18 protein-coding genes are annotated in these 21,138 nt (G+C 71.3%); 6 read left to right on the top strand and 12 right to left on the bottom strand.

The annotated features are described in order from the left end of the window. Window positions 1-86 precede the first annotated feature (86 nt). The 3 genes from OHS18_RS46110 (at window position 87) to OHS18_RS46100 (ending at window position 4,202) form a co-directional block, all read left to right on the top strand. Window positions 87-1,547 carry a cytochrome P450 gene (locus OHS18_RS46110; protein WP_328458984.1) on the top strand — a complete coding sequence of 487 codons (1,461 nt, stop codon included), beginning with the start codon at window positions 87-89 and terminating at the stop codon, window positions 1,545-1,547. Between the two features lie 238 nt (window positions 1,548-1,785). Then, entirely contained in the window at window positions 1,786-3,603 is a 1,818-nt protein-coding gene (locus OHS18_RS46105) for a diguanylate cyclase domain-containing protein (protein ID WP_328618696.1), read from the top strand. Between the two features lie 137 nt (window positions 3,604-3,740). After that, window positions 3,741-4,202 (top strand): peroxiredoxin, encoded by a 462-nt coding sequence (locus OHS18_RS46100; RefSeq protein WP_328615047.1) that lies wholly within the window; start codon window positions 3,741-3,743, stop codon window positions 4,200-4,202. Window positions 4,203-4,519: 317 nt separating this feature from the next. Here the strand turns inward: OHS18_RS46100 and OHS18_RS46095 are convergent, their stop codons facing one another. The 5 genes from OHS18_RS46095 to OHS18_RS46075 all read right to left on the bottom strand — a co-directional run bounded on the left by OHS18_RS46095 (window position 4,520) and on the right by OHS18_RS46075 (window position 8,989). Next, window positions 4,520-5,053 carry a GNAT family N-acetyltransferase gene (locus OHS18_RS46095; RefSeq protein ID WP_328615046.1) on the bottom strand — a complete coding sequence of 178 codons (534 nt, stop codon included), beginning with the start codon at window positions 5,051-5,053 and terminating at the stop codon, window positions 4,520-4,522. Further along, complete coding sequence (locus OHS18_RS46090; RefSeq protein WP_328615045.1) at window positions 5,014-5,601, bottom strand: GNAT family N-acetyltransferase; 588 nt, start codon at window positions 5,599-5,601, stop codon at window positions 5,014-5,016. Before OHS18_RS46090 ends, OHS18_RS46095 begins: the two co-directional genes overlap by 40 nt. A gap of 41 nt (window positions 5,602-5,642) precedes the next feature. Next, complete coding sequence (locus OHS18_RS46085) at window positions 5,643-6,812, bottom strand: LCP family protein (RefSeq protein WP_442874446.1); 1,170 nt, start codon at window positions 6,810-6,812, stop codon at window positions 5,643-5,645. Window positions 6,813-6,947: 135 nt separating this feature from the next. After that, window positions 6,948-8,201 carry a cyclopropane-fatty-acyl-phospholipid synthase family protein gene (locus tag OHS18_RS46080; RefSeq protein WP_328458284.1) on the bottom strand — a complete coding sequence of 418 codons (1,254 nt, stop codon included), beginning with the start codon at window positions 8,199-8,201 and terminating at the stop codon, window positions 6,948-6,950. A gap of 95 nt (window positions 8,202-8,296) precedes the next feature. Beyond that, window positions 8,297-8,989 carry an alpha/beta hydrolase gene (locus OHS18_RS46075; RefSeq protein ID WP_328458286.1) on the bottom strand — a complete coding sequence of 231 codons (693 nt, stop codon included), beginning with the start codon at window positions 8,987-8,989 and terminating at the stop codon, window positions 8,297-8,299. Window positions 8,990-9,119: 130 nt separating this feature from the next. On the opposite strand from OHS18_RS46075, the gene OHS18_RS46070 reads away from it, so the two are divergent. Continuing rightward, entirely contained in the window at window positions 9,120-9,848 is a 729-nt protein-coding gene (locus OHS18_RS46070; RefSeq protein WP_328615044.1) for an SIS domain-containing protein, read from the top strand. 149 nt (window positions 9,849-9,997) lie between these two features. Here OHS18_RS46070 and OHS18_RS46065 read toward each other — a convergent pair whose 3' ends face one another. Then, window positions 9,998-11,869, bottom strand: a complete 1,872-nt coding sequence (locus OHS18_RS46065) for an ABC transporter ATP-binding protein (protein ID WP_328615043.1) — start codon at window positions 11,867-11,869, stop codon at window positions 9,998-10,000. Window positions 11,870-11,966: 97 nt separating this feature from the next. Further along, window positions 11,967-12,422: a MarR family winged helix-turn-helix transcriptional regulator gene (locus OHS18_RS46060; RefSeq protein WP_328615042.1), complete on the bottom strand. Its 456-nt coding sequence runs from the start codon at window positions 12,420-12,422 to the stop codon at window positions 11,967-11,969. 72 nt (window positions 12,423-12,494) lie between these two features. Between OHS18_RS46060 and OHS18_RS46055 the strand changes: the two genes are divergently transcribed. After that, window positions 12,495-13,346 (top strand): LLM class flavin-dependent oxidoreductase, encoded by an 852-nt coding sequence (locus tag OHS18_RS46055; RefSeq protein WP_328615041.1) that lies wholly within the window; start codon window positions 12,495-12,497, stop codon window positions 13,344-13,346. A gap of 72 nt (window positions 13,347-13,418) precedes the next feature. Continuing rightward, window positions 13,419-14,744, top strand: coding sequence for a glycosyltransferase 87 family protein (locus OHS18_RS46050; RefSeq protein WP_328618695.1), 1,326 nt, complete (start codon window positions 13,419-13,421; stop codon window positions 14,742-14,744). Here OHS18_RS46050 and OHS18_RS46045 read toward each other — a convergent pair. The 5 genes from OHS18_RS46045 to OHS18_RS46025 form a co-directional block, all read right to left on the bottom strand. Beyond that, window positions 14,731-14,940 (bottom strand): helix-turn-helix domain-containing protein, encoded by a 210-nt coding sequence (locus OHS18_RS46045; RefSeq protein WP_003071237.1) that lies wholly within the window; start codon window positions 14,938-14,940, stop codon window positions 14,731-14,733. The two genes, OHS18_RS46050 and OHS18_RS46045, sit on opposite strands and share 14 nt — an antisense overlap. A gap of 178 nt (window positions 14,941-15,118) precedes the next feature. Next, window positions 15,119-16,747: an ABC-F family ATP-binding cassette domain-containing protein gene (locus OHS18_RS46040; protein ID WP_328615040.1), complete on the bottom strand. Its 1,629-nt coding sequence runs from the start codon at window positions 16,745-16,747 to the stop codon at window positions 15,119-15,121. Between the two features lie 147 nt (window positions 16,748-16,894). After that, window positions 16,895-17,545, bottom strand: coding sequence for an acVLRF1 family peptidyl-tRNA hydrolase (locus OHS18_RS46035; protein ID WP_328615039.1), 651 nt, complete (start codon window positions 17,543-17,545; stop codon window positions 16,895-16,897). Window positions 17,546-17,610: 65 nt separating this feature from the next. Further along, window positions 17,611-20,490 carry a S8 family serine peptidase gene (locus OHS18_RS46030; RefSeq protein ID WP_328615038.1) on the bottom strand — a complete coding sequence of 960 codons (2,880 nt, stop codon included), beginning with the start codon at window positions 20,488-20,490 and terminating at the stop codon, window positions 17,611-17,613. A 351-nt stretch (window positions 20,491-20,841) separates the two neighbouring features. Next, window positions 20,842-20,976: a hypothetical protein gene (locus OHS18_RS46025; RefSeq protein ID WP_328615037.1), complete on the bottom strand. Its 135-nt coding sequence runs from the start codon at window positions 20,974-20,976 to the stop codon at window positions 20,842-20,844. Between the last annotated feature and the right edge of the window lie 162 nt (window positions 20,977-21,138).

Genomic DNA, 21,138 nt, shown 5'->3' with positions numbered 1-21,138 from the left:
CGGACCACCCGAAAAGAGGACACCCCGACCTGTTGTCAGGTGGTCAACAAGGGTGCATCGTGGGGGTAACCGATCTCGACGGGGAGATGGTCACCTTGACGAGCACTGTGGGCCGGGCCGCCGAAACCTTGCGCGAACGCGTGCCACCGCTGACCTCGCTGCCCCTCCCCCGCGCCGTCGACCAGCGGTGGCTGCGGTCGCGCTGGCCCGTCCAGGAGCTCGCGACGCCGCCCGCCGGCAGCGGCCTCAAGCCCGTGCTCGGCGACGAAGGCCCGCCCGTGGTCGGGCACATGCTCGAGATGATGCGCTTCGGGCCCGCCTTCGGCCTCCGCCGCCACGAGCTCTACGGCCCGGTGTCGTGGACCGGCGGGTTCGGCCGCCGGATCGTCGCGCTGTCCGGGCCGGAGGCGACGCAGATCGCGCTCGTCAACAAGGACAAGGCGTTCTCGCAGGAGGGCTGGAAGTTCTTCATCGAGAAGTTCTTCGAGCGCGGCCTGATGCTGATGGACTTCGGCGAGCACCACCTGCACCGCCGGATCATGCAGGAGGCCTTCACCCGGGCGCGGCTCACCGGCTACGTCAACGAGATGGGCCCGGCTCTGCGCGAAGGCGTCGCGGGCTGGGGAGCGAGCGAGCGGCCGCGGCTGTACTGGTCCCTCAAGCAGCTGACCCTCGACGTCGCGACGCGCGTGTTCATGGGCATGCGCAGCGGCGCCGACGCGCACCGCATCAACCGCGCGTTCGTCAGCTCCGTGCGGGCCGGCACCGCGCTCGTGCGCGTCCCGGTACCCGGCGGCCGCTGGGCGGCCGGACTGCACGGACGGAAGGTCCTGGAGCGCTACTTCGGCGAAACCCTGCCCGCCAAGCGGGCCGCCGACGGCGACGACCTGTTCGCCGCGCTCTGCCACGCCACCACCGAGGACGGCGACCGGTTCACCGACACCGACATCGTCAACCACATGATCTTCCTGATGATGGCCGCGCACGACACGACGACCATCACCAGCAGCGCCATGGCCTACTACCTCGCCAAGCACCCGGAGTGGCAGGAGCGGGCGCGCGAGGAGTCCCTGGCCCTCGGCGACGACGTCCTCGACATCGACGCCATCGACAGGCTCGAGACGCTGGACCTCGTGATGAAGGAGGCGCTGCGGCTGGTCGCGCCGGTGCCGTCGCTGACCCGCCAGACCGTCAAGGACACCGAAGTCCTCGGGCACTACATCCCGGAAGGCACCCTCGTCGGCGTCTCGCCGACGGTCAACCACTTCGCACCGGAGTGCTGGACCGACCCGTTCCGCTTCGACCCCGAGCGCTTCGCCGAGCCGCGGCGCGAGGACAAGTCGCACCGGATGGCGTGGATGCCCTTCGGCGGCGGCGCGCACAAGTGCATCGGGCTCCACTTCGGCAGTCTCGAGGTCAAGTTGCTGATGCACGAAATGCTGCGCGCGTACCGCTGGTCGGTTCCGGAGAGTTACACCGCGCGCTGGGACTACGTGTCCCTGCCGGTGCCAGCGGACGGTCTCCCGGTGCGGTTGGCCCCTCGCTGACCCGCCACCCGTCCGTGGCTCGATACACATGGTGACACGATGTCACCAATCGTGGGGGTCTGTTCACTCGTTCAGCCGGTAGACACCCCGTTACACACGTGATGGCGTGGCATCGGCCGCGGCCGACAGGGACCCCGTGCGGGTTCCTGGACATCGGCACCGTGCCTGAACTGGCCAGACCTGTGCGTGAAGAAGGTGGAGTGTGTCTGAGCCCGGTGCCGCGCCAGGGTTGGTGGACGTGGCCCGCAGGTGGGCGGCGACGCTCGCTGACACCAAAGGAGTAACGCTTCCCCCGGAAGAGCTCGAACAGCTCTTGCTCGGGGTCGCGACGGACGCGGTCGACCACGTCAGCTCGGGACACGACGGGGCGCTGCTGCGGTTCAGCGCGCTCTACGCCGCGTCGCCGATGGGGATCGCGCTGGCCGGTCCGGACGGCGGGATCGTCGAGGCGAACCTCGCGCTGGGACAGCTGCTCGGCTGCCCGCCGGACCGGTTGCGCGGCCGGCACATCACCGAGCTCGGCTCGACCGACCACGACGTCTCCCGGCTCAAGGCCGGGCTGGAGCACGTGAACTCGGGGCTCGAGCGCTTCCGCGAGCGGATGCTGCTCGACCACGTCGAAGACGGCCGGCTCTGGACGGACGTCACGCTCGCCCGGCTGCCCGGCGACCGGCCCGACTCGGTGTACCCGGTGCTGATGGTGTCCGACGCGAACGAGCTGCACCTGCTGCAGGAACGGCTGGTGCACCAGAACATCCACGACCCGCTGACCGGGCTGCCGAACGCGTCGTCGTTCACCACCAAGCTCGAAGCGGCGCTCGGCGCCGGCGCCCGCGACGACATCGCGCTGATCTACCTCGACGTCGACGGCTTCAAGGTCGTCAACGACGGCCTCGGCGCCGGAGTCGGCGACCAGGTGCTGCGCGGGGTGGCGGGCAAGCTGTCCGCCGTGTTCACCGGCCACCACGACGGCTTCGTCGCCCGGCTGTCCGGCGACGGCTTCGCGGTGCTGCTGCGCGGCAAGCTCTCCCCCGCCGGGGTCGTGCAGCTGGTCGAACGCGCGCTGGAGGACCTCAACGAGCCGATCTACCTCGGCGGCCACGGCATCGGCGTGAGCGCCAGCGCGGGCATCGTGGTGCGCGCGGCCGTCGAAGACGGCGCCGCGGAGCTGCTGCGGGCCGCGGAGATCGCGCTGCACCGGGCCAAGGAGGCCGGCAAGGCGCAGTGGATGCTGTTCGACCCGGAGCTGGACGCCCGCGACCGCGGCCGCTACCAGCTGGGCGCGGTGATCGCCGGGGCGCTGGAAAACGGCGAGTTCTCGCTGGTCTACCAGCCGACGGTGAAGCTCGCCGCCCCCGACCGGATCGCCGCGGTCAACGCCGGCCTGCGCTGGAACCACCCGGAGAAGGGCGAGCTCGGCTCCGAGGAGTTCTACCCGCTCGCCCAGACCACCGGGATGACGGTCCCGCTCGGCCGCTGGCTGCTCGCCGAGTCCCTGGCCGCGACGGCCCGCTGGCGGACCCGCCTCGGCGACGCCGCCCCGGACGTCTGCGTCCGGCTGCCCACGCGGCTGGCCATCGACCCGGACCTGGTGCTGCTGGTCCGCGAGCAGCTCGACAAGCACGAGCTGCCGGCGACGGCGCTGCGCCTGTGCACCGATCGCGACTCGGTCCTCGACCCGCGCGGGGAAGTGCTGGACTCGTTCGCCGTGCTGGCCGACCTGGGCACGCAGCTGGTGCTGACCATCTCGGGGTCGGCGGACCTGGAGCTGATCCCCCAGCACGGCCTGCCGGTGGAGCACGTGATCCTGTCCGGCCCGGTGATCGACGCCCTGGACGCCGAGGAGCCGGCGGAGTCCGACATCCGGCACCTGACCCAGCTGGTCACCCGCGCCCGCGAGCTGCGGTTGAAGGTGGGCGCCGAGGGCGTCCGCACGCACGACCAGGCGGCGCGGCTGCGCCAGCTCGGCGTGCTGGCGGCCCGCGGCCCGTTCGCCAACGACTCGGCCACCGGCGACGAGGTCGACGAGCTGATCGCGCGGCACCCGGCCGGCTGACCCGGATCCACCGACGCTTGATCGCGGCGAAGCCGGCACGACCTTGGGCGGCAGGTGACGCGCGGGACCAAGCCGGTCGCACGTCGGCTCCGAAGGACGGGCAGGATGGGTTCTGCCGCCGACGAGAAGGGACCTCCATGGACGCCGGAGACCTCGCCCCCGATTTCACGCTCCCCGACGACCAGGGCCAGGAGCGCACGCTCTCGGACTTCCTGGCCACCGGCCCGGTGGTCCTGTTCTTCTACCCGGCCGCGATGACCGGCGGCTGCACCGCGGAAAGCTGCCACTTCCGCGACCTCGCCGCGGAGTTCACCGAGGTCGGCGCGCACCGCGTCGGGATCAGCCCGGACGGCGTCACCAAGCAGCGCCAGTTCTCCGCGGCCAACGACTTCGACTACCCGCTGCTGTCCGATGTGGAGGGCGAGGTCGCCAAGCAGTTCGGCGTGTGGCGCAAGCTCCTGCCCCTGCACGCGAAGCGCGCGACCTTCGTGATCGGCGAGGACCGCCGGATCCTCGAGAAGATCAAGAGCGAGCTGAACTTCACCGTCCACGCCGACCAGGCGCTGAAGGTGCTGCGGGAGCGCAACAAGGTCTCCTAGGACGGCGCGCGCGGACGAGCCGAGCAGCGCCGGCTTCTCGGCGTCCGCCGAACCCGCCTCAGCGTGGTAAACCACCAGAGTCAGGCCATCGGTGCCACCGAACTCGAGCCGCTCACCTGTGGGTGATCGGATGGGACCGGAGTTCCACGCGGGGTCATGCCGTCCGTGCCACAGGGAGTGAAAACGCGGCCTCGTTACAGCACCGCGCAAAGGTCTCCCAGGACGGCGTGCGCGCGGACGAGCCGAGCAGCACCGGCTCCCCGGCGTCCGCCGAACCGGCTTCACCGGCCGCGCGCCGGCACGATGATCGCGAGGATCTAGGCCGGCGCGCTCAGCCGCCACACGTGGTTCGTGCCGGTGCACGACGGCGCCAGCGGCTTCTCCGCCGGCTCCTCGCGCACCTTCGTGAACCCGAGCCGGGCCGGCACCGCGCCGCTGCGGGCGTTCCGCTCGTCGTGCATGATCTCGACGTAGCCGGCGCCGAGGCGGAACGCCTCCGCCGTCAGCAGCGCGACGGATCGGGTCATCAGGCCGCGGCCGGTCCACTCCCGGGCCAGCCAGTAGCCGATCTCGACGCCGCCGTCGCGGGTCATCACGCCGACGCCGCCCGCCACTTCGCCGTCGACGCCGACCGCGTACTCGTACGCTTCGCCGTTCTCCCAGCGCTTCGCCGTCAGCCGGAGGAACTCCGAGGAGTCGTCCGACGTGTACCCGGCCGCCACCCAGATCAGGAACGGCCGGAGGTGCTCGACGGAGCCGCTGACGAGTGTCGTCAGGAGGTCGCGGTCGCCGGGGTGCCAGCGGGTCAGTGTCAGGTCACCGTCGCGGTAGGTCTCGGCCGGGGTCTCCATGCGCGAGAGCTCCTTCCTCGGGTCGGTCGAGCCGCCACACCAAGGCGGTGCCGGTGCACGCCGGCGCCCGGTCCGGGTCCGCGGTTTCCTTGCGGGCGGGCGAAAACCCCAGCCGGGCCGGGACCCGCGCCGCTGCGGACGTTCAGCTCGTCGTGCTTGATCTCCACGTACCCCGCGCCGCGGCGGAACGCGTCGGCGATGAGCGACGCGGCCGCGCGGGTGATCAGGCCGCGGCCGGTCCGGCCGTGGACGAGCCAGTAACCGAGCTCGACCCCGCCGTCGCGGGTCAGCACGCCGATCCCGCCCGCCAGCTCGGCACCGACTCGCACCGCGTACTCGTACGCCCGGCCGGTTTCCCAGTTGCCGTGGGTGAGACGGAGGTACGCCGCCGCGTCGTCGGCCGTGTACCCGCCGACCGCCCAGGGCAGCCAGTCGGCGAGGTGCGCACCGGACCCCGAGACGGCGGCAACCAGCGCCGCGCCGTCCGCGAAGCGCCAGCGCGCCAGCGCGAACTCCTCGCGGGTCAATACCTCGGCCGGGGTCTCCATCGATCCATGGTGCCCCGGCGAAGCCTTGCCGCGCGCGGCAATTAATTGACGATGACGCTGTCGGGTACCTCGGTGTCGTTCTTCAGCGCGTCGAACAGCTGCTTCGACTTGTTCTTGTCCCAGTTCTCCGCCGAGCCGCTCGTCACCGGGACCGTCGTGGTCACCACGCCGCCGGAGGCGATGCCGCGCATCGCGATGGCCAGGCCGGCGAGGTTGTGCACGTGGTCGCCGGAGTCCATGGTCAGCGCGTCCGGCGCCGCGGACAGCAGCGGGAAGAAGTCGAACGGGTTGAGCAGCGTGCCCGGGCTGGCGATCTGGCTGACCAGCGCGCCGATGAACTTGCGCTGGTTGGCGACGCGGTCGAGGTCCGAGCGCGGGGTCGCGTCGCTGTGCCGCATCCGGACGAAGCCCAGTGCCTCGCGGCCGTCGAGGGTCTGGGGACAGCCGGCCTTGATGCTGATGCCGGTCACCGTGTCGTTCATGTCCTTGTCGATGCACATCTCGACGCCGCCGATCGCTTCGACGATCTTCGCGAACCCGCCGAAGCCGATCTCCGCGTAGTGGTCGATGTGCAGGCCGGTGGCTCCTTCGACGGTCTGCGCGAGCAGCTTCGGCCCGCCGAGCGAGAACGCCGCGTTGATCTTGTTGGTGCCGTGGCCCGGGATCTTCACCTGGGAGTCGCGCGGCAGCGACAGCAGCGTCGGCTTGGTGGAGTTGTCCGGCAGGTGCGCGACCATGATCGTGTCGGTGCGCTGCCCGCCCGCGGCCGCGACGTCGCCGGTGGCGAGGTTCTCCTCGTCGGCCGCGGTGAGGCCTTCGCGGCTGTCCGAGCCGACGATCAGCCAGTTGGTGCCGGCCGCGGCGACCGGGCGGCCCTCGTAGTCGGCGAGGGCGTCGACGCGCTTGATGGAGAACTCGAGGTAGACCCAGATGCCGGCGAGGAACACGACGAACACCAGCAGCAACGTCATCAGGATCCGGCCGAGGCCCCAGCGGCGACGCCGGCGCGGCGGCCGGGACGGCGGGTAGTCGTCACCCCGGGCCGGCGGTGGCTGGCGCGGCGGGGGCTGCGGCGGCACGTAGTCCTGCTCGCGGTGGCCCATCGGGCGGGTGCGCTCGTCGTACGGGCTCTGGCCCCGCCCGGGCAGCGGCATCATCTGCGCGCGCTGGTGGTCCCGGGGCCGGCCGGCGGGCGGCCGGGGCGGGGGCATCCGGCGTCCGCCGTCATCGCCACGGTACGTCATCGCCCATCACCCAATCCCGATTCGGACAAACTGTCTTCGTCAGTGAACCGCACGTCCTCGAAAGGAGGACGTGCGGTACCGGGTCGGGGTTGCTGCCGCGGGTTACTTGTCGGTCACCTCGTAGCCGAACTGGTGGACCTTGAGGTAGCCGGAGCGGAACCCGGCCTCGGAATAGGCCAGGTAGAACTCCCACATCCGGCGGAAGACGTCGTCGAACCCGAACCCGGCGATGTCGGTCCAGCGGTGCAGGAACCGTTCGCGCCACAACCGTAGCGTGTGCGCGTAGTCCTGGCCGAACTCGCGCATCCCGGCCAGCTTGAGCCGGGTGTTCGCGACCAGGCCGTCCTCGATCGAGCGAACGGACGGGATGATGCCGCCGGGGAAGATGTACTTGTGGATCCAGGTGTAGGCGCGCGACGACGCCATCATCCGGTCGTGGTCCATCGTGATGGCCTGCAGCCCGAACCGGCCGCCGGGGCGCAGCCGCTCGCCGATGGTCGAGTAGAACGCCGGCCAGTAGGACGCGCCCACGGCCTCGATCATCTCGACACTGACCACGGCGTCGAACTGCCCGCTCGACTCGCGGTAGTCGCACAGCTTCACCTCGACGCGGTCGCCGAAGCCGGCCGCGACGATGCGCTCGGTGGCCAGCGCGCGCTGTTCCTCCGAAATGGTGAGCGAGGTGACGGTGGCGCCGCGCGCGGCGGCGCGGATCGCGAGTTCACCCCATCCGGTACCGATCTCGAGGACTTCGCTGCCCGCGCGGACGCCGGCGTAGTCCAGCACGCTGTCGATCTTGCGGTGCTGGGCGGCCGTGAGGTCGTCGGCCGGGCCGAACAGGGCCGAGGAGTACATCATCGACTCGTCGAGGAACGCGCCGAACAGGTCGTTCGACAGGTCGTAGTGCCGGTGGATGTTGGCCCGCGCGCCCTCGAGGCTGTTCTCCTCGGACGGCGGCTGGGTGCGTTCGGCGATCTTCCGGAACTTCTGCAGCACCGGCGGCACGAGCGTGGCCATCCGCGCCGCGAACGGCGTCAGCACCTCGGCCAGGTCGGACGCGACCCAGTCCCCCGCCATGTAGGACTCGCCGAAGCCGATCTTGGCGTCGACGCCGAGGCGGTGGAAGAAGGCCTCCGGGCGCAGGATCCGCATCTCGGGTGCTTCCGGGCCGCCGTTGCCCAGGACCGTCCCGTCCGGGAACGTCACCCGGACGTCGAGCGGGCGGACCGCGCGGCGGAACAGGCTCGCGGCGATCCGCGCGCGCAGTGCGGAATGCGGCGGGGCGGCCAGCCCCGGCCACCGGTTTTCGTCGGGGACGTCCTGAGTCGACGCGCGGTCGACACTCGAGGTGGTCACGGGTTCTCCCTCCGGCCGGCCTGGTGCGCCGGTGCTCGATCCTAATTGCCGCACCCCCACGGCGCCCTTCGTCGAATGCCCTGTCCGGGGTGGTGTCACACGGGTATTCGGAGCCGTCGGTGCCCCGGCGCGGCCCACGCCCCCGTGAGTGTGTCGTCGGGGCTCCCGGCGATTAATTCCATTGTGAAAGCACTGGCCAGCCGGGTCCAGACGGAAGAGCGGCGAAGCATCGCGTGGCCCTCGTTGGCGATCTCGAACCGGGCAACTCGGGCAGCGACGCCCTCGGCGCGTTCGGCGAAGGCGTGCGACTCCGCCGGGCTGGTCATCCGGTCGCGGGTGCCGTGCACGACGAGCACCGAGCGCCCGGCGACGGCCTCGACCGGCTCACCCCGCGGCGTCCAGGGGGCCAGGGCGCAGACCCCGCGCACGGCCGGGTCGTCGGCCACCCGCAGCGCCACCCGGCCGCCCATCGAGTGCCCGACCAGCACCACCGGCAGGCCGGGGTGGTCGGCGTGGATGCGGTCGAGGGCCCAGCGGGCGTCCTGGATCGGGTCCATGGCGGGCGCGTTCCAGCCGTAGCGGCGGTTGCGCAGCAGCCGCACCTCGACGCCGTGCTCGCGGCCGGCCCGGCGCAGGGCGCGCGCGATGGGCACCATCCGCAGGTAGGCGAGCTTCCAGGGCGGGACGCCGCCCGTGCTGTGCTCCGCGCCCCCGTGCAGCACGAGCACGACCGCTTCGGTCCGCCCGTGCGCCGGCCACACGGCCACCGCCGGTTCTGCCTCGCTCAACCCACGCCTCCCACTGTTCGGGATCACCACCCCGCACCCGGACGAACCTGGAACGGCCACCCGGCTATTCCACCGCGCACCACCATCTTCGCGGTAGATTCGGCGCCCGATCACCGACGGAAGGGTGGGTGTGGTGAGCGCCACGGACATCTCGGGCAGTGTCACCAAGCAACTGGCGGACGTCGAGCAGGCCAACGCCGAGGCGGTGTCGGCGGCGGCCGACCTGGTGCTGGGGGTGATCCGCGCCGACGCACTGGTCTATACCGCCGGCGCCGGGCACTCGCTGGCGGCCGTCGCCGAGACGTTCTACCGGGCCGGCGGGCTGGCGTGCGTGTACCCGCTGTACCACCCGGAGCTGCTCCCGCTGCACGGCGCGGTGCACAGCACGACGACCGAGCGCCGCACCGGCCTCGCCGAGGAGGTCCTCGCCGAGCGCGCGCCGGGCCCGGCCGACGTGCTGGTCGTGTTCTCGACGTCCGGCTCGAACCCGTACCCGGTCGAGCTGTGCATCGGCGCGCGCGAGCGCGGCGCGGCCGTCATCGCCATCACGTCGCGGGCCTGCGTGGCCGCGGCGCCGCGGCGGTCGTCGAGCACGCTGGTCGAGCAGGGCACCGTCGTGCTGGACTCGCTGGTGATCCCGGGCGACGCGAGCTACCCGCCGGACGCGCCGCGCACCGCGCCGCTGTCCACTGTGGTCAACGCGTTCTTGTGGAACCTCGTGCTGGCCCAGGTCTACGACCGCGGCACCGCCGAGGGCCTCGACGTCCCGCTGTGGCGCAGCTCCAACGTCGAAGGCGGCGACGAGGCCAACAAGTCCCTGCTGGCCAAGTACAGCGAGCTCGTCCCCCAGCTCCGCTAGCCCGCAACGTACCTGAACGGACGACACGCGTACCCAGCCGGACGACACGCGTACGCAGATGGACGACACGGCGCGGGCAAGGCTCCGGGTCGTGTCGTCCATTCAGGTACGCGTGTCGTCCGCGCAGGTACGCGTGTCGTCCGTCTGGGTCAGGCCACGGCGGGTTCCTGGTCGGTGAACTGGGTGGCGTGGAGGGTCGCGTAGCGGCCGTTCGCGGCCAGGAGCTCGTCGTGCGTGCCGCGCTCGACGATCTCGCCGTGCTCGAGGACCAGGATCTGGTCGGCGGCGCGGACCGTCGAGAGGCGGTGCGCGATGACCAGGGACGTGCGGCCCGCCAGGGCGTGCGCCAGGGCTTCGCCGACCGCCGCCTCGGACTCGGAGTCCAGGTGCGCGGTCGCTTCGTCCAGCACGACGACCTTCGGCTGCGCCAGCAGCAGCCGCGCGATGGTCAGCCGCTGACGCTCACCGCCGGAAAGCCGGTACCCGCGCTCCCCCACCGTGGTCTCGAGGCCGTCGGGCAGGGAGTGGACCAGCTCGCCGAGCCGGGCGCGGTCGAGGGCTTCCCAGATCTCGTCGTCGGTGACGTCCGGGCGTGCGTAGGCCAGGTTCGCGCGGATCGTCTCGTGGAACAGGTGCCCGTCCTGCGTCACGACGCCGACGGTTTGCCGCAGCGAAGCGAAACTCAGGTCCCGGACGTCCACATCGGACACCCGCACGGTGCCCGAGTCGACGTCGTAGAGCCGCGGCAGCAGCGATGCGATCGTCGACTTCCCCGCGCCGGAAGACCCGACCAGCGCGACCATCTGGCCCGCCTCGGCGCGGAACGAGATCCCGTGCAGCACCTCTTCGCCGCCGCGGTGGTCGAGCGTCGCGACGTCTTCCAGCGACGCCAGCGAGTACCGGTCCGCGGCCGGGTAGCCGAAGCGGACGTCGGAGAACTCGACCGAGACGCCTTCCGACGGCGGCAACGCGACGGCGTCCGGCTTCTCCTTGATCATCGGGTCGAGGTCGAGCACCTCGAAGACACGCTCGAACGAGACCAGCGCGGTCATCACGTCGACGCGGACGTTGGCCAGCGCGGTCAGCGGCGCGTAGAGCCGGGTCAGCAGCAGCGCCAGTGCGACGACGGTGCCCGGGGCGAGCTGGCCGGTCAGCGCGAGGTACCCGCCGAGGCCGTAGACCAGCGCCTGCGCGAGCGCCGAGACGAGCGTCAGGCTGGTCATGAACCAGCGGGTCAGCATCGCGGTCCGGATGCCGATGTCGCGCACCCGCCCGGCGCGCACGCCGAAGTCGTCGGCCTCCTGCACCGGGTGACCGAAGAGCTTGACGAGCGTGGCGCCCGGCGCGGAGAACCGTTCGGTCATCTGCGTCGTCATGCCGGCGTTCAGGTTCGCGGCTTCCCGCTGCAGCCCGGCCATCCGGCGGCCGAGGCGGCGCGCGGGCAACACGAAGATCGGCAGCAGCACCAGCGCGAGCAGCGTGACCTGCCAGGACAGCGTGAGCATGACGGCCAGCGAGAGCGCCAGCTGGATCGTGTTGGTGACCAGGCCGGACAGCGTCGCGGTGAACGTCCGCTGCGCGCCGATGACGTCGTTGTTGAGCCGCGAGACCAGCGCGCCCGTGCGGGTGCGGGTGAAGAACGCGATCGGCATCCGCTGCACGTGCTCGAACACCGCGCGGCGCAGGTCGTAGATGATGCCTTCACCGATGCGCGCGGACTGCCACCGCTCGACGAGCCCGAGGCCGGCGTCGGCGACCGCGAGCCCGGCGATCACGATCGCCAGCCAGATCACGACGGACAGGTCGTGGCCGCCGACGATCGCGTCGACCACCTTGCCCGCCAGGACCGGCGTCGACACGGCCAGGACCGCCGAGATGACGGTGAGCACGAGGAAGATCAGCAGCGCCCGCCAGTGCGGCCGGGCGAAGCGGGCGACGCGCTTGAACGTGCCGCGGGTCAGCGCCTTCGGCACGTCGTTGGCGCGCATCGCCGAGCTGAGCAGCGCCCAGGTGTTGTCCACGGGAGACCCCCAGTTCCAAAACCTCTATATTAGCTGAGGTTTTCTTCGGATATGACCTGGACAACGCGGCCGCCGTCCGTTTGCTTCCCGATCGCGTTCACTCGCCGCGAACGACGCCTCGAACGACCCGGTGCAGCGCCGTCCGCAGCTGCTCCGCGCCGTCGCCCAGCGGGGCCAGCAGGAGCGCCTCGGCCTCGCGCGTCGCTTCTTCGCCGGCCTGCCGCACCCGCTCCCCCTCGTCAGTCAACCGGACGAGGCGCTTGCGCCGGTCACCGGGCGCGACCTCGCGCCGGACCAGGTCTTTCGCCTCCAGTTCGTCGACGAGCGCGACCATCGTCGTCCGGTCGATGCCGAGCCGGGCCGCGCCGTCCTGCTGTGACCGCGCCGGCCCGTCGCCGAACAGCGCGAGCAGCGCCAGCTGCCGCCCGGTGACGCCGAGCGGCCCGTACAACGGCTCGGCCAGTTCGGCCAGCTGCTGCTGGGCGTGTTTCAGCAGGTAGCCGAGCCGCCGGCCGACGGCGGGCGGCGGTCCGGTCTCGAGGTCGCTGGACATGCGAGAACCTTACCCTTACGCTGATCGTCAGTTTTACTGATGATTTGTAGAACTGATAATCAGGAGTACATCATGACGACCGTGGGTCTCAAGCCACCCCAGCAGCACATCGACGTCGCCAGGCTGCGCGAGATCTGGGCGATCGCCGACGACGCCGGGTTCGACGGCTGCTGGGTGTTCGACCACCTCGCCCCGATGGGGCCGGACCGCACCGGCGACATCTTCGACGGCTGGACCCTGCTGGCCGCGATGGCCGAGGCGACGAGCCGCGTGCGCATCGGCTGCCTGGTCTCCGGCAACACCAACCGGCACCCGGGCACGTTCGCGAAGCTCGCCACGACCGTCGACCACCTCTCCGGCGGCCGGCTCGACGTCGGCCTCGGCGCGGGCGGCGACGTCCTGACCGACACGATGATGGGCACCCCGACACCGCCGGCGGTCGAACGCGTCGAACGCCTCGCCGAAGCCTGCGAAATCCTCCGTCTGTTGTGGACCCGGCCGGTGACCGGCTTCGCCGGGAAGCACTACACCCTCACCGACGCGCTCAGCGATCCGAAGCCGGTGCAGCAAAAGCCGCCGCTGTGGCTCGGCAGCAGCGGTGAAAAGCGCGGCCTCCGGGTGGTCGCCGAACACGCCGACGTCTGGCTCAATGCGGCGCTTCCCGGCACGCAAATCGTCGAACTGCAACGGCTTTCGTCGGTTCTCGACCGCCATTGCGACGATGTCGGCCGTGATCCGGCGGCCATCCGGCGGGCCGTGCAGTTCCGGCTGCCGTCCGATGCGGACAGTGCGCTGCGGCTCGCGCAGAGCTACGTCTCGGCCGGGTTCACCGAACTCGTCCTGATGCCGGCCGGGCACGACGACGTCGTGCGCGCGTCCGAAGCGGCCGCGAAACTGCTCCCCCGCCTGCGAGACCTCGGCTGAAGCGGGCCGCGTGCCCCTCGGTAGCCTGACCAGGTGGAAACGGAGGTGGGCCGGGCGCCCCGGCAGGGGCGAGTGGTGCGGTTCTTCACGGCACCGGCCCAGTCCCCCGGCACCGGCCCGCTGAAGTGGGATCTGGGCTTCTACCTGGCCTGCCTGGCCTTCGCGCTGCCGACCGCGCTCGTCTCCGAGTTCTACGGCTACCGCGTCTGGGGCAACTTCGCGACGGCCGCGTACGGCTTCGGCGCCCTGCACAGCGGCTGGCTGCTGCTGTCCGCACGCAAGGGCCGTACGCCGCGTGGCCTACCCGGTTCCCGCTGGTGCGGGATCGCCGCCGTCGCGCTGTTGGCCATGATCCTTCCGTTGGCAGTCCTCGTGATTCGCCGACTGACCGGAGTGGACTGGCTGATCACGCCGATCTCGTGGGCCGCCCAGCCCGAGGTCTGGGTGATCGAGCGGTCCGCGGATCTGCTGCTGCACCACGGAACCCCGTACGTCGACGTCACCGCGCTCGGTCGCGCGCCGGTGGTGAACGACTACACGCCCTACGGCCCGGTGATGACGGTCTTCGGCCTGCCACGGGCGTTGTTCGGCGGCACGCCGCTGACCGACGCCCTCACCGACGCCCGCTGGATGTTCGCGCTCGCGGCCTGCGCGTGTGTGCTGGGCGCGCTGAAACTGCTGAAGTGGCCGGAAGTCCCGGTCGGCGCCGCGCAGATCGCGCTGGCCTGCCCGCTGACCGCGCTCACCTGGGCCGTCGCCGGCCCGGATCTCGCGATCGTCGGACTCCTGGTGCTCGCGTGCGCACTCGCTGCCACCGGGCGGGGCGCCTGGGCGGGACTCGTGCTCGCGCTGGTCTTCAGCGCCAAGCTGATCGTCGCACCCGCGGCCGCGGTCCTGGCCGTGTTCGTGCTGGTACGCGGGAGAAAACGATTCGATTGGCCCGCGCTCGCGCGGTTCGCCACCGCGCTGGTGGCGACGACGGCCGTGCTGCACCTGCCGGTGTACCTCGTGGATCCGGCGGCGTTCGTGGAGCACGTCTTCCGGTTCCCGCTCGGGATGGGGGTGGTGCGCTCACCCGCGGCGAGCCCGCTGCCGGGCCACCTGATCGCCGGACTCGGGACGATCGGCCAGGTAGCGGCGTTCGCGCTGGTCGGCGCCGCGGCCGTGGCGATGCTGGTCTGGCTGGTGCGCCGGCCCCCCGCGAACGGCTCCGGCGCACTGCTGCGCATCGCCGTCGGACTCGGCGCGTTGATCCTGCTGACCCCGGCCACCCGCTACGGCTATCTGGTGTATCCCCTGGTCCTGCTCGGGGCGTACCTGACGTTCCGCGTGGCCGAAGGTGCTGCGGCAGTTCCCACTGCGCCCCCCGCGCAGCAGTCCTCGCCTACTTCTTCTTGACCCTGGTGGCCCCACCGCGCCCCCGCAGCTGGACCCCGGACTCCGAGAGCACCCGGTGGACGAACCCGTAGGACCGCCCCGTCGACTCCGCGAGCGCCCGGATGCTCGAGCCCTTCTCGTATTTCTTCTTGAGGTCAGCGGCCAGCTTGTCGCGCGTGTTGCCGGTGATCCGCGCGCCTTTCTTGAGATCAGCCACGTCGATCGCCTTCCCGCCGAGAGTGTTCTGGGCCACATATCGGCCCCTGCCGGGGCAATGATCGAACACTGAGCGCCGGAATGCCAGACGACAGCCGTAAAACGACCGAAACTGCGATCACATTGGGCCATTCCAGTGCCTCACCGGCAGTGATCTTGCACCCGAATGGACGCACGGCTCACGCAAGCTGGACAAGTTCCAGATAGTCGGCCGACCAATGGTCCTCGGTGCCGTCGGGCAGCAGGATGACCCGCTCCGGCTCCAGGGCCTCGACGGCGCCCGGGTCGTGCGTCACCAGGATCACGGCGCCGGAGAAGCTCCGCAAAGCGTCCAGGACCTGGGCGCGGCTGGCCGGGTCGAGGTTGTTCGTCGGCTCGTCGAGCAGCAACACGTTGGCAGCGCTGGAGACCAGGCCGGCCAGGGCGAGCCGGGTCTTCTCACCGCCGGAAAGCGTGCCGGCGGGCTGGTCGAGTTGTTCGCCGGTGAAGAGGAACGAACCGAGCAGGTTCCGCAACTCCTGCGCGCCGGTGTCCGGAGCGAGATGTCGGATGTTTTCCCACACCGACGCATCATGATCAAGAGTTTCGTGTTCCTGTGCGTAATAGCCCAAACGCATTCCGTGACCCGGGACGACCCCGCCGGTATCCGGAGTTTCCATTCCGCCGAGGAGCCGGAGCAAAGTGGTCTTTCCGGCACCGTTCAGCCCGAGCACGACCACCTTGGACCCGCGGTCGACGGCGAGGTCGACGCCGGTGAAGATTTCGAGCGAGCCGTAGGACTTCGACAGCCCCTCCGCGGTGAGCGGCGTGCGGCCGCAGGGCGCGGGGTCCGGGAACTTGATCCGGGCGACCTTGTCGGCGTGCCGGGTCTCGTCGAGCGCGGACAGCATCTGCTCCGCGCGGCGCGCCATGTTCTTGGCCGCCACGGCCTTCGTCGCCTTAGCGCCGAGCTTCGCGGCCTGCTGCTGCAGCGCCGACGCCTTCTTCTCGGCGTTGGCGCGCTCGCGGCGGCGGCGCTTCTCGTCGGTGGCGCGCGCGTCCAGGTACCGCTGCCAGCCCATGTTGTACAGGTCGAGCTCGCTGCGGGTGGCGTCGAGGAACCACACCTTGTTGACGACGTCGGCGAGCAGCTCGACGTCGTGGCTGATCACGACCAGGCCGCCGTCGTGCTGCTTGAGGAACGAACGCAGCCAGGTGATCGAGTCGGCGTCGAGGTGGTTGGTCGGCTCGTCGAGCAGCAGGATCGTCTCGGACTTGCCGCCGGCGCCCGCCTCGGCCGCGGCGAACAGGATCCGCGCCAGCTCGACGCGGCGGCGCTGGCCGCCCGAGAGCGTCCCCAGCGTCTGGGAGAGCACCCGGTCGGCCAGGCCGAGGTTCGAGCAGATGCGGGCGGCTTCGCTCTCGGCGGCGTACCCGCCCTGCGAGGAGAAGCGCTCCTCGAGCCGGGCGTAGCGGTTGATCGCCTTGTCGCGCTGCGCGTCGTCGACCAGCTCCGCCATCGCGGTCTGGGCCTTCTCCATGTCGCGCATCAGCTTGTCGAGGCCGCGCGCGGACAGCACGCGGTCCTTCGCGGTGATCGACAGGTCGCCTTCGCGCGGGTCCTGCGGCAGGTAGCCGAGCTCGCCGGTGCGGCGGACCTCGCCCGCGTGCGCCTCGCCTTCGCCGGCGAGGACCTTCAGCGAGGTGGTCTTGCCCGCGCCGTTGCGGCCGACGAGGCCGATCCGGTCGCCGGGCTGGATGCGGACGGTGACGCCGTCGAGCAGGATGCGCGAACCCGCGCGCAGCTCAAGGCCGGTGGCCGTGATCAAGGGAAACTCCCGGTAAAAGGGGGTGATTGGAGGGCAGCGTCCAGCGGACCGGTCAGGTCTGACCGGTGCGACGGCTCACTCCAGAAGGATCTCCACGCAACCAGTGTACGGGGCGGCGTCCACGGGTTTCTCCCGACGTGTGCGGACTCACCCGTCGCGCAGCGTGATCTCCACTTCGAGGGCCCGCGCGGCGGCTTCTTCCAGAACGCTGCGCCGCGGTTCGCCGAGTTCCAGCACGCGCGGTTCCGCGCGGGCGAACAGCGGCGCCAGCCGGCGGTCCTCGCGCAGCTCGTCGAGGGCGCGCCGGTCGCCGCCGAGCACGACGGCGTCCACTTCGGACAGTCGCGGGAGGAGCACCTCGACCGCGTCCTGCGCGGCCGCCTGCAACGCGTGGCGGGCCTGGCCTTCGCGACGCCGGGCGAAGCGCTGCTGCGACCAGCCGCCGGCCGCGGACCGGCCGTGGACGAGGTGGCGGCCGGTGCGGGAGACCTCGATCCGGCCGTCGAAGGAAACGCCGGCGCTGTGACTGCCGAGCCGCACCAGCAGGAGCGCGATCCGCCGCGGCACCAGCGCGTGCGCGACGAGGCCTTCGACCGACGGCGCGTCGAGGAGTCCGAAAGGGACGGTCGCGATCGCCGTGGTGCCGTCGCCCGCGACCACCCGGACCTCGGCGGGCGTGGCTTCGGTCGTCACGACGCCGTCGTGCCGCTGCGCGAACCGGGCGAACCAGCCGGCCAGCCGGTCCGGCGGGACCGTCACCGCGCGGCCCCCGCCCGCGACTTCCCGTGCCTTCGCCATGGGACACAACGGTACGGGGCCGCCGCGTTTCCGCGACGGCCCCGTACGGGTTGTGCTGTAGGAATCTACTGCGGGTGCACCGGCCCGTTGTTCGTCACGCTGTGCACGTTCGACGGCCGGCCGGCCGCCGCGGGCTGCACGAACCCGTTGATGTGCAGGGCGACCGAGCGGATCGAGCCGACGTCGCCGCCGGCCGCGTCGACCACCCCGAACGTCCAGGTGCCGTCGACGACGGCCCCGGCCAGGCCGCCGAGGGCGTTGGTCGGCTTGTACGAGCCGGTGAACGGCGCGTTGGCCGAGGTCACCGTGCTGAACGCGACCGCCGCGTCGTCGGCGAACACGACCTTGCACAGGTTCTTGCCCGAACCGCCGTTGCGCTGGAACACCGTGGCCTTGGCCCCGGACGGCGAGGTCAGCGAGCCGACCAGGTCACCGACGTAGGAGTGGTTCAGGCCGACCGCCGTCGAGAGCGGGTCGGTGCTGCAGGTGGTGCCGTCCACCGAGAACGACACCTTCGCCGCGCGGCCGACCCCGGTGACCGGGATGGTCACCGAAGCGCCGACCGGGCTGTTGTCCGGGATCGCCACCGGCGCGCCGGTGTAGGCGAAGTCCTGCGCGACCGGCGACGGGGTGCCGACCGGGAGCGAGAACGTCGACGTCGTCGGCGAGTGCGCACCGGCGAAGGTGACCTTGGCGTTCAGCACCACGGGCACGCCGAGCTGCTGGCTCGCCGGGACGGTGATGGTGAAGTCGTTGACGCCGGTCTGTCCCGGGCTGATGGTGCCGTAGGACTTCGAGCGCGGCGCGACGGTCACGCCCGGGGTCGGGCTGGTGAGCACGACGCTGGTGGAGACGGCGGCGCCGTCACCGTCGTTGGTCACCGGCAGGGTCACCTTGGCGGTGTCGCCCGGGTCGAGCGAGGAGCCGCCGTCGGCCGGGGTGACCGTCGGCTGCTTGGCCACGGCGAGCGGCTGCGGGCTGGCCCCGGTGTAGGCGAGCACCTTGTCGGCGAGGATGACGCCCGAGCCGGTCACGTTGTCGCGGCCCGGGGTCTCGATGTCGACGGCGGTGTTGATCAGCGCCTCGCGGACCTCCGACGGCGGCAGGCCGGGGTTGCCCGAGAGCACCAGCGCCGCGATGGCCCCGGCGTGCGGCGCGGCGGCCGACGTGCCGAAGAACGGGTTGAAGCCGGTCACGCTGGTCTGCACGCCGTCGGCCGCGGTGATCTCCGGCTTGTTCCGGACCTCACCACCGGTCGAGGAGACGTTGCCCGGGGTGATCGGGGTGCCGTCGGCCTCGTAGAACACGCGCCGCGGGCCGTCGGAGCTGAACCGCTCGGCCTTGGAGGTGCTGCTGAACGAGCCCGGGAACGGGCCGGCCGGGTTGGCCGGGTCGCCCGGCTCGAGAGGCCGGCCGAACGCCGCGGCCGCCGGGGTGGCGGCCACGCTGAAGGCGTCGCGCGCGGCCGAGTGGCCGACCGTCACGCCCGGGGTGTTGTAGGCCTTGAGGCCGTCCGCGGAGTCCTTGAACCGTCCGCGCAGCGCGGACAGCGACAGGTAGCGGCCCGCACCGGAGAACTTCACGACGGCCAGACGCAGGCCCGTGCCGCCGAACGCCGGCGTCTGCAGGATCTCGAACGGGTCCTGGGTGCCGTCCTGGACGTCCTGGCTGAAGTCCACGACCGCGCCCGCCGAGTTCAGCAGGTAGAGGTCGTAGTCGTTCGACGACGCGCCGAGCGGGTCCGACCAGTGCAGCGTCACCGGCACGCCGGCCGAGGACGCGTCCGAGACGGGCTCGTAGATCTGGTTGCCCGCCGCGCCGGCGAAGTTGTGCGCGACACCGGCGAACTTGCCGACCGACTTGCCGGAGTCGACGAAGTCGCCTTCCCAGTGCCCGGCGGTGCCGTCGAGGACGTTGCCCTCGTTGCCCGCCGAGGAGAAGTACAGCGCGCCGTCAGCGGTCACGTCGTTCACGGCCTGGGCGATGATCCAGTCCTGGAACGGGGATTCCTTGAAGTAGATGACGTCGTCGACGATGACGTCGCAGTGCGACTCGAAGCGGAGCTTGCGGATGTTGTCCGCGAAGCTGGCGTCGGAGTTGAACGCCGACGCGAAGCCGAGCGCGGCGTTGGGCGCGAGGTCGTGGATGATCTCGAGCATCGCGGTGCCCTCGTCGCCGTCGCCCTCCTGCCCGGCGATGACGTCGACGTTCGGCGGCAGCTCACCCTTGGCCTGCGAAGTGGCCAGGGAGTCGATGCCGTCCGACAGGGCGCACGCCTTGACGCCGACGCCGGTGACGCCGAACTGCTGGCGGGCGATGTCGGCGTTGTGGGCGCGGTCGCCCTGGCTGGTCAGCGTGGCGGCCGCGGCGGCGCTGCGCTGCTGGGTCTTGCTCGTGAGGGCCTTCTGCAGCTCGCCCGAGATGCGGGCGGCCTTCTGCTGCTTGGTCTCGGCGGCCTTGCCCGGCGTCGTCGCGGGGGTGGCCAGTTCGCGGGCGGTCATCGCGCCGTCGGCCTGCTCGACGCGCTTGACGTCGCCGCGGGCGGCGATCGCGCTGACGGCGGCCAGCGGCACCTCGGCCCGGATGCTGCCGTATCGGTCGGACACCGCGCGGATGCCCGCCCCGGCCTTGGTGAGCCCGGAAATCAGGTCCGGCGAGACCTTGGTCGCGCGGATGTCGACCAGCACCGTCCCGGTCTTCGAGACGGCGGCCTCGGACTGCAGTGCGTTCAGCTGCTTGCCCACGCCCTTCTCGGCGACGAGCAGCTTGCTGTCTACTTTGGACTCAGCCGCGGTCTTCCCGGCCTTGACGGCCTGCAGGGCGGCGATCTGCTGCTGCGCGGTGGCGCTGAACGTGTCCGGAGTGGACGCGGTGGCGGCGCCCGCGGCGGGCGGCGACACCAGGCCGAGCGCGGCGAGCAACGCCGCCGCCCCGGCCGTGAGCACTGTGGATCTCGATCTCGTGGAACGGGTACGACGCACGTGCGCCCTCCGATTGTCTCCAGGCGCGTGCCCCGACTCACGCTGACCGACGCCGGTGATCACCGGCAGGACCCAGCTAAGTACTGTGAGTTCTCTGTAAGCATCAGCCGTTCGAGTGACATCGGATGGGTATTTTCGTGAATGGACCGTAAGTCGTAGGCCGTTCAGCGGAACCGCTCAACTGTTACAGGACGAACGAAACGGACCAGCCGCGTCAAGCGATACCACTGCACGGGATCGTCGCGATCGGACAAGAATCGGACAGGGCCCTCCGGGACGACCGGAGCGCGACCTACCTACAGCAGCGGCCGCCCGTCACAGGACGAACGAATCCGACCACGGCTGCGCCGACCGGCCGGACAAAGCGTCCAAAAGGGTCACCGCCTGCTTGTCCGTCAACGACGCCACGAAGTCCACCACCGCCCGGCCGCGCGCCAGGTTGCGCACCACAGTCGCACCGCCGCAGGCCGTCCGCGGCCGCTGACCACTGGCTCGCCGGCCGCCGGTGCCGGTGCCGCGCAGGCCAAGCCCGGACCGCCGGTCATCTCGACCGGCGGCTCCCGTCACGTGCGGAGCACGGGCCGGGTCGCCACAGGCCCACCTACAGCAGCG

Source organism: Amycolatopsis sp. NBC_00355, from assembly GCF_036104975.1.
GTDB lineage: Bacteria > Actinomycetota > Actinomycetes > Mycobacteriales > Pseudonocardiaceae > Amycolatopsis.
Note: the sequence above shows the minus strand (reverse complement) of the source record. Positions and strands in the feature narration are given on the sequence as shown.